Raw genomic sequence first — 14563 nt, 5'->3', positions numbered from 1 at the left:
AGTAATTAGCTACTCGAGTTATTAAGTAATCGATAAAGAAAATTATGAAAATAGAATTAAAATCAGAAATCACCTGTCCAGACTGCGGTCATAAAAAAGTAGAAGAAATGCCAACAGATGCTTGTCAGTTTTTTTACGAGTGTGAAAAGTGTGAAACAGTCCTTAAACCTAACGAGGGAGATTGTTGTGTGTATTGCTCATATGGAAGTGTACCATGCCCACCTATTCAGGAAAACAAAAATTGTTGCTGATAAGCCTATTCCGAAAACTAAATAGAGTAATCCCCATTTGGCGAACATCCTAAAATAAAAGAAAGCGGGTAAAAACTCGCTTTCTTTTGTAGTCAATTAAACCAAATGTTTTTTCAGCTAAACCTTCGTCTTAGCTTTTTGCTTGGCCTCTACGTTACGTTCAATAGTATGTCCTGGACGGGACCATTTTGGCTTTTCTCCAAGAGGTTTGTGTTGAGATTCCTCAGCTGAAACTGATTGTGGCTGAGATTTTTTCTCGAATGGTTTTTGTGGCTCCAATCCTAATAATTTAAACATCTCCATGTCTTCATTCACATCAGGATTTGGTGTGGTCAATAATTTATCTCCTGCAAAGATGGAGTTGGCGCCAGCAAAAAAGCACATCGCCTGTCCTTCTCTGCTCATGTCTGTTCTGCCAGCAGAAAGTCTAACTTGCGTTTCTGGCATCACGATTCTGGTGGTTGCTACCATACGCAGCATTTCCCAGATGGATACTTTTTGTTGCTCTTCCAATGGTGTTCCTTCTACGGGAACCAGCGCATTGATTGGTGTAGATTCTGGCTGAGGACTTAAAGTTGCCAGCGCCACCAGCATGCCTGCTCTGTCTTCCAAAGATTCTCCCATGCCTATAATACCACCACTACAAACGGTGACATTGCTTTTTCTTACGTTCCCAATCGTATCCAGTCTATCCTGGTAACCTCTGGTGGAAATCACCTCTTTATAATACTCTTCAGACGAATCCAAATTATGGTTGTAGGCATAAAGTCCAGCTTCTGCAAGGCGTTGCGCTTGATTTTCAGTTACCATACCCAAGGTACAGCAAACTTCCATATCTAGTTTGTTGATGGTTCTTACCATTTCCAGTACGTTATCAAACTCTTCTCCGTCCTTCACATTTCTCCAGGCCGCCCCCATACAAACTCTGGAACTTCCTGAAGATTTTGCACGTAACGCCTGAGCTTTTACCTGAGAAACGCTCATCAAATCGTTACCTTCTATATCGGTATGGTAGCGAGCTGCCTGCGGGCAGTAACCACAATCCTCCGGACAGCCACCTGTTTTAATAGACAACAGCGTAGACACCTGTACTTTGTTGGGGTCATGGTGTTTTCTATGTACAGTCGCTGCTTCATACAGCAACTCCATTAACGGCTTATTATAAATGTCTAAAATCTCTTCCTTGGTCCAGTCGTTTCTTATCATGGTAATTTTATTTAATGATTCAAAAATAGAAAAAAGTAGGTGTATTATCTATTCTGAAAATAATTTGAGTCAAATTAATTCTTAAAGTTTGGGTTTTTCAAGCAAAATACTGACCGCATTCCCTCCAAAACCGACGGCATTTACCAAAACCGATTCTATAGGCTTAGAAGTTTTTGCTTGTTTATAAAATGGGTTTTTAAAAAATTCGCCTGTTTCCAACATCAGTAATGCCATTTCGATATTCAACATCCCTGAAGCGCCAAAGGTGTGTCCCAGTTTCCATTTGTTGGTGGTGAGCAACGGAAAATCGTCAAACGTATTTTGAATCGCATTTACCTCAGCCTGGTCTCCCTTTTTGGTGCCTGGAGCATGGAGTACAATAGCATCTACGTGACTTAGTTGCGCTTCATCTAAAGCCATTTTCATCGATTTCTGAAAGCATTTCGCGTCTGAAGAAATAGAAATATTGTGAGTAATCTGTTCGGTAGCATAACCAAATCCTGTGATTTGTGCTAGAGCCTGTTCTGAAGATTTCGACATCACCGCCGTGGCAGAACCTTCACCTAAAATCAAAGAATTCTGAAGTTTATCCAGCTTCAAACTTTGGCAGGGGAAATCGGTATCCAATTTTGAATATAATTTCAAAGCCTGCATTTGGGCGACGGTAAATTCAGTAAGCGGTGCTTCTGAGCCGCCTACCAAAAACAAATCGCACATGTCAGACTCCAGCCAGGCTTTAGCATTGAGCATTGCATGCAAAGCTGTAGAACAGGTGATGGAATGGCTTATGTTAGGACCATCCACACCCAAATCCTGCGCGACCCAGGATGAAATATTTCCCAAAGTCGTCGTTGGAGAAGTTAGAGGCGATAGCTTTTTCCCCTCCAAAAATTCTTTGTGGTAATTTTCAAATAAAGCTGTTGCTCCACGTGAAGAACCGATATTAATTCCTGTCGATTGCGGTTCAAATTTTAATTTTGAAATCGCTTTCCTGGCCGTTAGCATGGCCATCAGCACAGATTTGTCCAGGTCTTTGTATCTAGGGTTTTCTTGAGAAAGATTTTCAATTTCTTCTGAAGACGATAAAGGAAGGATGGCGCCCAAAACTGTATTTTTCTCAAAATTCAATTTTGAAAAATGGGCAGAATCCGTTTGGTAGTTTTTCAGAATGCCATCTTGATCATGACCTAAAGCAGAAATAGATCCGAAGCCGTTGATGTATATAGGGTGTTTCAAGCGAACTTTATTTTTGAAGCAAAGATCGAAAAAACTTAAGCTTCACCCTATCAAATTTAAAAAATACCAATTCTACTTTGTAATGATATAATAGAAAATGATGATTTTTTTCTTTATCCAAAATAGAAAATTGAGGCATAGCGATAGCTACGGCTTTATTTTATATTGAAGTAGATTGGAAAAAAGGGCGTTTTATTTATTTTGGCATGAGGCAGAACTGGTATATCTGAAAAAAGCAATGGAATGTCTCTAGTAATTATTTGGTATCTTTGACATTCTGAATAAGAAAGATTAATCTTCAGCGTTTTAAGTATGAAACGCTTCAATATATAGAATTTATGGGATGTAGCAGTTGCTCGACCGGGAAAGATGGCCAGCCTAAAGGCTGTAAAAACAACGGAACCTGCGGGACAGATGGATGTAATAAGCTAACGGTTTTTGATTGGTTGTCTGATGTGGAACTACCTGGAGGTCAGGAAGCTTTTGATTGTGTTGAGGTCAGATTTAAAAATAGTAGAAAAGAATTTTTTAGAAATACAGAACATCTAACACTTTCCATCGGAGATATTGTAGCCACTGAGGCTTCTCCTGGTCACGATATTGGTATTGTTACGCTTACCGGAGAACTGGTGAGGGTACAGATGAAAAAGAAAAAAGCAGACCCGGCTTCCAAAGAGGTTGCCAAAGTTTATAGAAAAGCTTCTCAAAAAGACATTGACGTCTGGCAAGCCGCCAGAGAGCGTGAGGATGCGATGAAGGTGAAAGCCAGACAAATCGCGATTCGCTTAAAATTAAAAATGAAGATAAGCGATATTGAATTTCAAGGCGATGGCTCAAAAGCTGTGTTTTATTATACCGCAGAAGAACGCGTGGATTTTAGACAATTGATTAAAGAGTTCGCTTACGAGTTTAAGACAAGGATTGAAATGCGCCAGATCGGCTTTAGACAAGAAGCAGCAAGACTTGGTGGTATAGGCTCCTGTGGACGTGAACTGTGTTGTTCTACCTGGTTAACCGATTTTAGGACGGTAAAAACGTCGGCAGCGAGGTATCAGCAATTATCACTGAACCCACTGAAACTTGCAGGTCAATGTGGTAAATTAAAATGCTGCCTCAATTATGAATTGGACACCTATCTGGAAGCTTTAAAAGACTTCCCGAGACAGGATCAAAAACTGACCACCCAAAAAGGAGATGCCGTTTGCCAGAAAATAGATATATTCAAAGGGAAATTATGGTACGCGTACGAGAAAGAGTACAACAACTGGATTGAGCTCGATACCGATGCTATAAAGGAAATTTTAAAGGCGCAACGGGATAAAAATCCGGTCGCAAGTTTAGAAGAGTTTACTTCTGAAGCTGTTCCAGAGAAAACTGAATTTTCCAATTCCTTTGGTCAGGATAGCTTAACGCGTTTCGATAAGCCAAAACGAAAAAAGACCAGAAACAAAAGAAAATCTAATAAACATAAGAAGTCAAAAAGGAATAATGCAAATTCGTAAACTGTCTTTATTAGCTGGCTTTTTTATGTTTTTGGTCGGCTGCCAGGAAAATCCTGTATTTTCAGAATATGAAAGTTTTTCCAACGGCTGGTCAACATCAGATACTTTGACTTTTGACTTTGAAGCTCCAGATACCATTAGACCTTATGATTTATTTTTTGTAACACGGGTCAATCAGGATTATGCGTTTAACAACCTGTATCTCATTGCTACCATTTCTTTTCCCAATGGAAAACAGATTGGTGATACTCTGGAATATGAAATGGCCTACCCTGATGGAGAACTTATGGGGACTGGCTTTGGAAGTGTGAAAGAAAGTAAATTATGGTACAAATCAAATGTCATTTTTAACGAACAAGGAGACTACAGCATAGAAGTAAAGCATGCTATGCGCAAGTTTGGAAAAATTGAAGCCCTGGATACATTACAAGGAATTATGGATTTTGGCATACATTTGGAGACTATAAAACAAGCAGGAAATTAATGCTTTTTTAAAAAATTATGGGTAAGACATCAACATCAGAAAAAAGAAAAGGATTTAAGAAATATATATTAGGCTTTTGGATTTTATTCTTTGTAGGAATTCTAAGTGTGGTTTTTATTTTTCTTCTAGCAAGCTGGGGAGCTTTAGGAAAAATGCCAAGCTTTGAAGAGCTGGAAAATCCGGAGACTAACTTAGCAACGGAGGTCATTTCTGCAGACGGGCAGACGCTTGGTAAATACTTTAAAGAAAATAGGACTCCCATAAATTATGAAGATCTGCCAGACCACCTTGTCAATGCTTTAGTTGCTACAGAAGACGAACGTTTCTACAGCCATTCTGGTATAGATGCCAAAGGAACCCTAAGAGCTGCTATTTATCTAGGAAGTAGAGGGGGTGCAAGTACCATTACTCAACAGCTTTCCAAACTTTTATTTACAGATCCCAACAAAAGTGGAACCTTCAATAGAATTATCCAAAAAGTAAAAGAATGGGTCATTGCCGTGAGGCTGGAAGAGCAATATGCCAAGAATGAAATTATTGCGATGTACCTCAACAAAATGGATTTTTTATATAATGCCATCGGTATTCGCTCTGCTTCACGAATTTATTTTGGCAAAGAACCTGGAGAACTTTCTATAGAAGAATCCGCCACGCTTGTGGCCATGTTGAAAAACCCTTCACTTTACAATCCTGTAAAAGAACAGTTCAAAGACAACTCCAGGCAAAGACGTAACCAGGTTTTTGTACAAATGGAAAAAAATGGTTTTCTAACTACAAAAGTGAAAGATTCTTTGCAGGAGTTACCATTAGCCACCAATTTCTCACCAGAAGAACATGATGATGGGATTGCTACCTACTTTAGAGCCTATGTCCAGGAATTTATGAAAGATTGGATTGAGGACAATCCAAAACCAGATGGAAGTTCTTACAGCATGTACAGAGATGGTTTAAAAATCTATACCACTGTGGATTTCAAAATGCAAACCTATGCTGAAACTGCCGTAGAGAGACACCTTAGAAATCTTCAGAAGGAATTTAATCATCAAAATGAAAATAACAAAATAGCACCTTTCAGAGATATAGATGCTTCAGAAATAGAAGGTATCCTTCAAAAAGGCATTAGAAATTCTGATCGCTACAAGCGGATGAAGCGAAGAGGAATAGACGAAGATTCTATTATGGCAGCCTTCAATAGAAAACGAGAAATGCGTTTGTTTTCCTGGGAAGGACCTATTGATACCTTGATGACTCCAAAAGATTCTATCAGGTATTATAAATCATTTCTGAATACAGGAATGATGTCTATGACGCCTCAGACTGGTGAGGTTAAAGCATGGGTTGGCGGTGTGAATTATAAATTTTTTAAATATGAGCATGTCAAACAAGCTAAGCGACAGGTAGGTTCTACCTTTAAACCCTTTGTATATGCAACGGCCATAGATCAATTACATCTTTCTCCTTGTTACCAGCTCCCAAATCAACCTTATACTATTCCAAAAGGAAAGCATGGTGTCATGGAAGAAGACTGGACACCGTCAAACGCCGGTGATGATTATGGTGGTATGAAAACTTTGAAAGAAGCTTTGGCAGAATCTATCAATACCATAACTGCAAGAGTTATAAATAAAACGGGACCCGAAAGTGTCATCAGTTTGATTGATAAGCTGGGAATTGATACCTCAAATATAATTCCTGTGGCTGCCATAGCTCTGGGAACAGCAGATATTAGTGTTTATGAAATGGTTTCGGCTTACAGCACATTTGCTAACAAAGGTGTTTATGTAAAACCTTATGCTGTACAACGTATAGAAGATAAAAACGGAACCATTCTTTATCAACACAAACCAGAAAGCCGCGATGTATTGAGCGAAGAATCTGCTTATGTGACCATCAATCTTTTAGAAGGCGTTACCAAATTTGGCTCGGGTAGACGTTTAAGAACCAATTCTGATTATGCTAAAAATACTGAAGCCTATAAAAGAGCAGTCACTGGTTATCCTTATGCTTTCGACAATCCTATTGCCGGAAAAACAGGGACCACTCAAAACCAGAGTGATGGCTGGTTTATAGGAATGGTGCCTAATCTTGCTACAGGTGTTTGGGTTGGTGGCGAAGACAGAAGTGTTCATTTTCCTACCATAACTTATGGACAAGGAGCTACTTTAGCTTTACCGATTTGGGGAATGTATATGAAAGACGTTTATGCAGATGAAAGCCTTGATATTTCTAAAGAAGAATTTGAAGAACCTGAAAACCTAAGTATCCAGATCGACTGCGACGAATTTACTGATGAGGAAACACAAGAAGAAAAAGTAGCTCAACCTGATTTCGAAATAGATTTTTAAGCATTATCGCTGGCAAACCACTCAGCGAAAGCGGTACCTGTTTCTCTAAGTTTAAGTGAGTGTAACTCTATGTTTGTATCCAATTTGCTGGAAATTCGGAGGGCAAAATCGGCAATCATGTTTTCACTCGTAGGCTGATAATCGACCAAGACAACATCATGACCTGAAGCTATGAGATGATCCGCAAGTTTGATATGAGGAGTTTCTTTGTTCAACAGAATGGCGTGATCCAGTCTATCCACAACTTCAGACTTTACTATTTTCTTAAGATCACCGAAATCGATGACCATGCCGCATTTTACATTTTGCATATCTGTGATGGGTTCGCCAATCACAGTCACGTCTAATTTGTAGCTATGCCCATGCACATTTTTACACTTTCCGTCGTACCCGTAGAGGGCGTGAGCGGTTTCAAAAGTAAATTGCTTGGTAATTCTGATTTTTGCCATAACCTTAAATATTAATGCAAAGATACTGGATTTAAAAAATTATTGGCTTGTATGTTTATACACATTTTTATCTCCTTTTGTTTGCTAAAAGGCAGCTTAGCATAAAAAAACCCGGTATGAATGTTACCTCGAGCCTGTCTGACTTTACAAAACGCAGACAGACGCAATCGAGAGGTCTGTGAATGCTAAAACCATAGACCCTTTATTCGAATTTCATAAACAGCTACCTATAACGGAACCCTGAAAAACGATATCAGACTAAGGATTTATAGACTAAATTTGTAAATTAAAATTAAAGGCTTTTTAATGAGTACACAACTTCTTACCGATGCGCTCTCTTTTGACGAACATCCTCTTTACGAGCGTATCATTTCCGATATCCTTGAACAGGGCTATTCTATCTGCGATTCTTTTTTTGAAGAGCATGTGGTAGGTCTTTTAAGGGACCACATTAAAACGCTTTATAAACACAGTGAACTGAAAAAAGCAGGCATTGGTAATAAAGTGAATGAATCTGTAGAGAAAAGTATACGTGGAGATTATATTCAATGGATAGATGAACTGAAGGCAAATTCAGTTGAGAAAAAGTTTTTTGAGAAGATAAATGCTTTCAAAAACTACTTGAACAAAACCTGTTTTATGGGGCTTCTCCATCAGGAGTTTCATTATGCCGTTTATCCTAAAGGCAGCTTTTACAAAAAACATATCGACACCTTTCAAAATGACGACAGGCGAAAACTTTCTCTGGTATGTTACCTCAACGATCACACCTGGAAAACTTCCAATGGTGGCGAATTGGTGCTATATCCTGAAGGTTTACCAGAAGTCATCGTGCATCCATTACCAGGAAGGGTCGTGATTTTCGAAAGTCAGCGCCTGGAACACGAAGTCAAAGAAGTCGTTAATGATAAACGCCTCAGCATTACAGGTTGGCTGAAAACTATGTAAATTTTACATCAAAAATTTCAGGTTTCTAATAGAGTATCCTCACTTTTATCGTGTGATCTATGCGTTTAAGCTCTTTTAGGGTGTCTAGGGAGTCGTTTTTCGCAATGTCTAGTACAACATAACCAACATCAAAATTGGTGCTCAGGTACTGACCGAGAATGTTGACGTCCAACTTAGAAATTTTTGAGTTGATTTCAGAAAGTACACCAGATACGTTTTTATGGATGTGCAGGATTCTATGGGTATCCTCCATTTTTGGTAACGACAATTCTGGAATAGAATGGCTGCCAAGACTGGATCCGCTTTCTGTATATTTTATAAGTTTACTGGACACATCAATGCCAATATTCCATTGCGCTTCTTCTGTAGAACCCCCAATATGTGGCGTCAAAATCACATTGGACACATTTTGAAGAGGAGACTCGAATTTTTCAGCTTTATTTTTTGGCTCTTCAGGAAACACATCCAAAGCAGCACCACCGATACGCTTTTCTTCCAAAGCCTTTTTTAAAGCCTGGATATCCACAACATCCCCACGACTCATATTAATGAGCAATTGTCCTTTTGTAAACCAGCTTAGCACGTCTTCGTTTAATAAGTTTTTAGTTTCATTGGTGCCTGGAACGTGTAGCGTAATAATGTCGCAATCTTCAATCAAAGTTTTGAGATCGGTGATCTCTTCAGCATTACCCAACGGTAGTTTATTATCAACATCATAATAAGAAACCTTAAGTCCTATGGCTTCAGCTAGAACAGATACCTGAGAACCTATATGTCCGTAACCTACAACACCCAGGCGTTTTCCACGTATTTCGTGTGAGTTGTTTGAGCTTTTGTCCCAATCTCCGGCATGTGCGGCTTTATCCTTATCTGGAATTCTTCTTATGAGCATAATCGCCGAAGCAATGACCAGTTCGGCCACAGAACGGGTGTTGCTAAACGGCGCATTGAACACACAAATGCCAGCTTTATTGGCCGCATCCAGATCCACCTGGTTCGTTCCTATACAAAAACACCCAACTGCTACCAGTTTTTTTGCTTTTTGAATCACCTCTTGCGTCAACTGAGTTTTGGATCTTATGCCAAGAATTTTCGCGTCCTTCAAGACCTCATCCAGCTCGTCTCCAGATAAAGCTCCAGGATACTGTTCAATTTGGGTATAACCGGCTTTTTTGAAAGACTCGACGGCCGACTGACTAATACTTTCTAAAAGAACAACTTTCATTTTATTCTTTGGAAACGAAGTTTTGAGTGGTGACATAGCAATACAGTATTAAAAATTGGAGACCCCTAAATTATAAAAATACGAAGAAGCAATCCTATTATGATTTTATTTTTTTCTGAACCTGTTCGCTCAAGACACACAGGTGGGTTTAATCTCTTTAGATTTATGAGTGGAATCCCTACTCATGATACAAAACTTGTAAAACATTAATTGAGTTCCATTTGAAGCTGAATCAATTTATGATATAATCCATTTTCTTTTTCTAAAAGCTCAGCATGGGTTCCTTTCTCATGAATTTCGCCGTTCTCTAACACCAATATCTGATCTGCATTTTTGATAGTCGACAATCGGTGGGCAATCACAAAAGACGTCCTGCCCTGCATCAGCTTATCCAAGGCTTCCTGAACCAGTTGCTCCGACTCTGAATCCAGCGAACTTGTGGCTTCATCCAAAATCAAAATGACAGGATTTTTAAGAACCGCTCTGGCAATGGCTACTCGCTGTCGCTGACCTCCGGAAAGCTGAACGCCACGTTCTCCAACAATCGTTTCGTACTGTTCTGGAAAAGACATAATAAACTCATGAGCATTGGCTTTTTTGGCAGCTTCCAGAATTTCTTCATCAGTAGCTTCAGGCTTACCATAAGCGATATTTTCTTTTATACTTCCTCCAAAAAGCAATATATCCTGGGGAACAATCGCCATTTGGCTCCTTAAATCATGTAAGGTAAACTCTGAAGCGGGTACTTCATCCAGTAGCATTTGTCCTCCTTGAGGTTCATAAAATCTCAAAATCAAAGAGGCTATAGTGGATTTACCTGCGCCGCTAGGACCAACTATGGCGATGGTTTCACCTTCTTGAGCTTCGAAATTAATCCTATTCAATACAGTGAGTTCTGGTCGGGTAGGATAGGCAAATTCTAAATTTTTGAAACTCAATTTTCCGTGAATAGGCTGTGGTGAGGATTCTTCTTCTATGACTTCAGGCTCTTCATCAATCAAATCAAAAACGCGTTCTGTCGCACCGATCGCTTTTTGAATTTGTGCATATTGAATGGGCAATCCACCTATAGAGGCCCCCACGAAAATGGTGTACAGAATAAACGTAATCAAATCGGCCTGGCTTAATTCTCCAACATTCTGAAGTTTGACAGCATACCATACCAAAAGTACGATAGCACCAAAAATGCAAAAGATGATAAACGATGAAAAAGCACCACGAGCAAGCCCACCTTTTATCGCAATTTTTTTGATGTCGTTGACCGCAAATTTATACCTCAGCATTTCAAAGGCTTCGTTTGTAAACGCTTTTACATTGGCAATGCCTTGTAAACTTTCCCCAACAATAGTATTGGAATCGGCGACTTTGTCCTGGGCTTCCTTAGATAGTTTCTTGATAAATTTTCCAAAAAATACAGCCACTATGGCAAAAACGGGAATGGTTGCCAGCATCAATAAAGACAGTTTTACCGATACAAAAAACAAGGCTGCAATCCCACCGATAACAATGATCATTTGTCGCAAAAACTCAGCGATACCGGTGGTAAAGGTATCTTGTATTTGAGATATATCTGCAGCAACTCGGCTGTTCAGTTCGCTTACGCGTCGTGAAGAGAAGAATTGCATCGGCATTTTAACAAGCGTATTATAGGTGTCTTGTCTGATGGCAGATAACATGTTTTCTGTAACATTCACAAATAAGACCACTCTAAAAAAGGAAAAAATGGCCTGAGCGGTAAACAGAGCCAGAAGAAGAAGTCCCATTCTATTGATATCTTCAGAAGAGAAGTCTGCGGTTTCTATAAGATCTCCCATCAATTTCGGGAACAGTAATGCCGTAAGTCCGGTAAATGCAAGAAAAATCATTCCGATGATGAGTTTCCACTTATGAGGACCGATGTAAGAAAAAAGACGCAAGGATTTTTTGAGGTTCTGCTTGTTGAGTTTTACTTTAGGGAGATCAGATTCCTTTTTTCTTTTAGCCATTCTTGAATTTTCTTCTTGTCTTGGTTAGCAAAGTTAACTTTAAGCCCTTTACAAAGCTATCAACTTAACTTAAAAGTCTTAAAAATTATCGAAAACAAATAGTCTAGCAGTATCAAGTCCGACTGTGTGTCGGACAGGCAGGCAGGTTCAACAGAAAAAAGAAAAATGAATTTGATTATCTTTCAAAGGCAGAACCCTAAGCTTGGGAATTTCTGCAGAAAAAGTGGGTAGGCAGGCTTATAAACTTTACTACCTTTAAGTTTTTAAAGAAGACAATTATGAGAAATCTATTACTATCACTGATTATTCTACTCATTCAAATTCCTGTGTGGGCACAAATCGAAAGCGCACCAGAAAGAGCTGAAGGTGAAGGGCCCTGGTCACAATTTATAATTCGTGGAGTGACGTTAATCAATGGAAATGGGGCACCACCAATTGGTCCTGTAGACATAGTAGTGGAAGACAATAAAATAACGAAAATCGAAACGGTAGGCTATCCCGGGGTGGAGATTAAAGAAACTGATAGACCACAACTTAGGCCTGGCGGCAAGGAATTGAACGCATCCGGAATGTATTTATTACCTGGTTTTATCGATATGCACGGACATATTGGAGGGGAAGCTCAAGGCGTTTCTGCCGAATATGTATTCAAATTATGGATGGGACACGGGATTACAACCATACGAGATCCATACTCAGGAAATGGGATAGATTGGGTTTTGGATCACAAAGCAAAATCTGCTAAAAATAAAATTACAGCCCCAAGAATTGAGGCTTATACCGAATTTGGTCAAGGAAGTGAATCCCCTATTAGTTCGGTTGAAATGGCCAAAAAATGGGTTCAGGATAACGCTAAAAAAGGGGCAGATGGAATTAAGTTTTTTGGAGCTAGTCCTGAAATTATGAAGGCAGCCCTGGAAGAAAACAAAAGCTTAGGGCTTCGTTCTGCCATGCATCACGCACAAATGGATGTTGCCCGATGGAATGTGGTAAACTCCGCCGAAGCAGGATTAACGAGCATGGAACATTGGTACGGATTGCCTGAAGCTCTGTTTACAGATAGAACAGTCCAACATTACAAATTGGATTATAATTACAACAATGAGCAGGATAGGTTTTCTGAAGCAGGGAAATTATGGGAGCAGGCTGCACCGCCTTATTCTGACCGATGGAACGAGGTTATGAATGAGCTGATTGCACTCGACTTTACCATAGATCCAACATTCAATATTTATGAAGCAAGCCGTGACCTGATGCGGGCTAGAAGAGCAGAATGGCATGAAAACTATACGATGCCATCGCTTTGGGAGTTTTACCAACCCAGTAAAATATCACATGGCTCATACTGGCATTTTTGGGGAACAGAAGAAGAAACCAGCTGGAAAAAGAACTATCAGTTATGGATGACTTTTGTGAATGAATATAAAAACAGAGGCGGTAGAGTCACTACTGGATCTGATTCTGGTTTTATTTTTCAACTCTATGGCTTTGCTTATGTACGTGAACTGGAGTTGCTTAGAGAAGCTGGCTTCCATCCTCTGGAAATCATGATGTCTGCAACTTTAAACGGTGCTGAAGCATTGGGTATGGAAGATGAAATTGGTAGTGTTGAAGTCGGCAAACTAGCAGATTTTGTGATTGTTGAAGAAAATCCATTAGAAAATTTGAAAGTGCTTTATGGAACTGGTGCTATCAAACTGACAGAGGACAATGAAGTTATACGCGCAGGCGGAGTGAAATACACCATCAAAGACGGGATCATTTATGATGCTAAGCAACTGCTTGAGGATGTAAGAGAAATGGTGGAAAAAGATAAGAATAAGACAGGCTATGAGATAAAACAGCCTGGGATGAAATAGTTCCCGATCTGGAATTAAAGTAATTCAGATAATATTTAACTTATAAAATTGCCATATTATTATTTTTATACCTAATTTAATATCAAATTATAAGTTATGGGTATTAAAAATTTTCAAGGAAAACATGTAGGCAATGTCAATGCGAAGGCAGAAAAAATCACCGTTAGGGATTGTATGTCACAAAGCATGATTTTATTCAAAAAAGACCAGAGCATTATAGAAGTAGTAGAAACACTCATAAAATTCAGAGTCTCAGGAGGGCCGGTTGTAGACGATCGGAAATGCGTAATTGGAATAATATCTGAAGGAGATTGTGTGAAACAAATCTCTGAAAGTCGGTATTACAACATGCCGATGGAAGATACCCGTGTGGAGAAATACATGTCGAAAGACGTGGGGGTGATGTCACCAGAAATGAATCTTTTTGATGCCGCTAATTTATTTTTAACCTCCAAAAGACGTCGTTTCCCTGTCGTGGAAGATGGAAAAATTATCGGAATTGTAAGTCAGAAGGATATTTTAAGGACAGCTTTGATGCTGAAGGGTTTTAGCTGGAAACATAAGTAGTTGGCCTCCCCCAGTCCCTCCCGAGGAGGGGAGTAAAACTCTGTAATAAACTATTTCTGAAATTTTAAATCTGGTATTTATATTTACTGTTTACTTAAACTTAAATTTTTTCACGCTCTTGTTACCTAGTACTTTCTACTAAATACTGAATAATGAAAAATTAATATCGAATAACGAATTTCCTTACCCATACAACCTAATATCTTGAGTCTAGCAATAGCTATTGGATTTACTTACTAGTGAGTTGATTTCAACTCAAGTTAAGATGTCAGGGTTACACCCCTTGTTTCTCTTTCACATGTTTTTTATGAAGATATCAGGGCTAGTGCCCCTGACAGGAATTAGTTTGAATAATAAAGAGCTCAAATAAGATTCAAAAAAGATAATTTAGGGGGCATCGCCCCACATATCTTAATAAGACAATACATCGAGATGAAATGAAGGGGCAGCGCCCTGTAATCTGTGTCTTACATTAAATATTATTTGGCTACGATTATCAATTTTCA

General features: G+C 39.1%; 12 protein-coding genes. 7 read left to right on the top strand and 5 right to left on the bottom strand.

Annotated elements, in window-relative coordinates:
- Nucleotides 1–44: 44 nt before the first annotated feature.
- Nucleotides 45–251 (top strand): GDCCVxC domain-containing (seleno)protein, encoded by a 207-nt coding sequence (locus tag LB450_RS02465; RefSeq protein ID WP_224486272.1) that lies wholly within the window; start codon nucleotides 45–47, stop codon nucleotides 249–251.
- A 117-nt stretch (nucleotides 252–368) separates the two neighbouring features.
- Here LB450_RS02465 and bioB read toward each other — a convergent pair whose 3' ends face one another.
- A complete protein-coding gene (bioB, locus tag LB450_RS02460; protein ID WP_224486271.1) occupies nucleotides 369–1457 on the bottom strand; it encodes a biotin synthase BioB in 1089 nt (362 codons plus the stop codon).
- A gap of 81 nt (nucleotides 1458–1538) precedes the next feature.
- Nucleotides 1539–2693 carry a beta-ketoacyl synthase N-terminal-like domain-containing protein gene (locus LB450_RS02455; protein WP_224486270.1) on the bottom strand — a complete coding sequence of 385 codons (1155 nt, stop codon included), beginning with the start codon at nucleotides 2691–2693 and terminating at the stop codon, nucleotides 1539–1541.
- Between the two features lie 338 nt (nucleotides 2694–3031).
- Between LB450_RS02455 and LB450_RS02450 the strand changes: the two genes are divergently transcribed.
- From LB450_RS02450 to LB450_RS02440, 3 genes are read left to right on the top strand one after another with little or no spacing between them, the layout of a single operon-like run.
- The gene (locus tag LB450_RS02450) at nucleotides 3032–4195 is read left to right on the top strand and encodes a PSP1 domain-containing protein (protein ID WP_224486269.1); all 1164 of its coding nucleotides are present in this window, start codon (nucleotides 3032–3034) and stop codon (nucleotides 4193–4195) included.
- Nucleotides 4182–4679, top strand: coding sequence for a gliding motility lipoprotein GldH (locus LB450_RS02445; protein ID WP_224486268.1), 498 nt, complete (start codon nucleotides 4182–4184; stop codon nucleotides 4677–4679). Before LB450_RS02450 ends, LB450_RS02445 begins: the two co-directional genes overlap by 14 nt.
- 17 nt (nucleotides 4680–4696) lie before the next feature.
- Nucleotides 4697–7024, top strand: a complete 2328-nt coding sequence (locus LB450_RS02440) for a penicillin-binding protein 1A (RefSeq protein ID WP_224486267.1) — start codon at nucleotides 4697–4699, stop codon at nucleotides 7022–7024.
- On the opposite strand, the gene queD is transcribed toward LB450_RS02440, so the two are convergent.
- A complete protein-coding gene (queD, locus tag LB450_RS02435) occupies nucleotides 7021–7473 on the bottom strand; it encodes a 6-carboxytetrahydropterin synthase QueD (protein ID WP_224486266.1) in 453 nt (150 codons plus the stop codon). The two genes, LB450_RS02440 and queD, sit on opposite strands and share 4 nt — an antisense overlap.
- Before the next feature lie 306 nt (nucleotides 7474–7779).
- Between queD and LB450_RS02430 the strand changes: the two genes are divergently transcribed.
- Nucleotides 7780–8421 (top strand): 2OG-Fe(II) oxygenase, encoded by a 642-nt coding sequence (locus LB450_RS02430; protein ID WP_224486265.1) that lies wholly within the window; start codon nucleotides 7780–7782, stop codon nucleotides 8419–8421.
- Nucleotides 8422–8446: 25 nt separating this feature from the next.
- On the opposite strand, the gene serA is transcribed toward LB450_RS02430, so the two are convergent.
- Both serA and LB450_RS02420 read right to left on the bottom strand, forming a co-directional pair.
- A complete protein-coding gene (gene serA / locus LB450_RS02425; RefSeq protein ID WP_224486264.1) occupies nucleotides 8447–9682 on the bottom strand; it encodes a phosphoglycerate dehydrogenase in 1236 nt (411 codons plus the stop codon).
- Between the two features lie 170 nt (nucleotides 9683–9852).
- Nucleotides 9853–11631: an ABC transporter ATP-binding protein gene (locus LB450_RS02420; RefSeq protein WP_224486263.1), complete on the bottom strand. Its 1779-nt coding sequence runs from the start codon at nucleotides 11629–11631 to the stop codon at nucleotides 9853–9855.
- A 278-nt stretch (nucleotides 11632–11909) separates the two neighbouring features.
- Between LB450_RS02420 and LB450_RS02415 the strand changes: the two genes are divergently transcribed.
- A complete protein-coding gene (locus LB450_RS02415) occupies nucleotides 11910–13490 on the top strand; it encodes an amidohydrolase family protein (protein WP_224486262.1) in 1581 nt (526 codons plus the stop codon).
- Nucleotides 13491–13586: 96 nt separating this feature from the next.
- Nucleotides 13587–14057, top strand: a complete 471-nt coding sequence (locus tag LB450_RS02410; protein ID WP_224486261.1) for a CBS domain-containing protein — start codon at nucleotides 13587–13589, stop codon at nucleotides 14055–14057.
- The last annotated feature ends 506 nt before the right edge of the window (nucleotides 14058–14563 follow it).

This window comes from Psychroflexus curvus (genome assembly GCF_020164585.1).
GTDB classification, from domain to species: Bacteria; Bacteroidota; Bacteroidia; order Flavobacteriales; family Flavobacteriaceae; genus Psychroflexus; species Psychroflexus curvus.
Note: the sequence above shows the minus strand (reverse complement) of the source record. Positions and strands in the feature narration are given on the sequence as shown.

What these genes read in the sequence shown, in the direction of transcription:
- serA (WP_224486264.1), bottom strand. Translation starts at nt 9,682, where the DNA reads ATGTCACCACTCAAAACTTCGTTTCCAAAGAATAAAATGAAAGTTGTT.
- LB450_RS02415 (WP_224486262.1), top strand. Translation starts at nt 11,910, where the DNA reads ATGAGAAATCTATTACTATCACTGATTATTCTACTCATTCAAATTCCT.
- queD (WP_224486266.1), bottom strand. Translation starts at nt 7,473, where the DNA reads ATGGCAAAAATCAGAATTACCAAGCAATTTACTTTTGAAACCGCTCAC.
- LB450_RS02430 (WP_224486265.1), top strand. Translation starts at nt 7,780, where the DNA reads ATGAGTACACAACTTCTTACCGATGCGCTCTCTTTTGACGAACATCCT.
- LB450_RS02450 (WP_224486269.1), top strand. Translation starts at nt 3,032, where the DNA reads ATGGGATGTAGCAGTTGCTCGACCGGGAAAGATGGCCAGCCTAAAGGC.
- LB450_RS02445 (WP_224486268.1), top strand. Translation starts at nt 4,182, where the DNA reads ATGCAAATTCGTAAACTGTCTTTATTAGCTGGCTTTTTTATGTTTTTG.
- LB450_RS02465 (WP_224486272.1), top strand. Translation starts at nt 45, where the DNA reads ATGAAAATAGAATTAAAATCAGAAATCACCTGTCCAGACTGCGGTCAT.
- LB450_RS02410 (WP_224486261.1), top strand. Translation starts at nt 13,587, where the DNA reads ATGGGTATTAAAAATTTTCAAGGAAAACATGTAGGCAATGTCAATGCG.
- bioB (WP_224486271.1), bottom strand. Translation starts at nt 1,457, where the DNA reads ATGATAAGAAACGACTGGACCAAGGAAGAGATTTTAGACATTTATAAT.
- LB450_RS02440 (WP_224486267.1), top strand. Translation starts at nt 4,697, where the DNA reads ATGGGTAAGACATCAACATCAGAAAAAAGAAAAGGATTTAAGAAATAT.
- LB450_RS02420 (WP_224486263.1), bottom strand. Translation starts at nt 11,631, where the DNA reads ATGGCTAAAAGAAAAAAGGAATCTGATCTCCCTAAAGTAAAACTCAAC.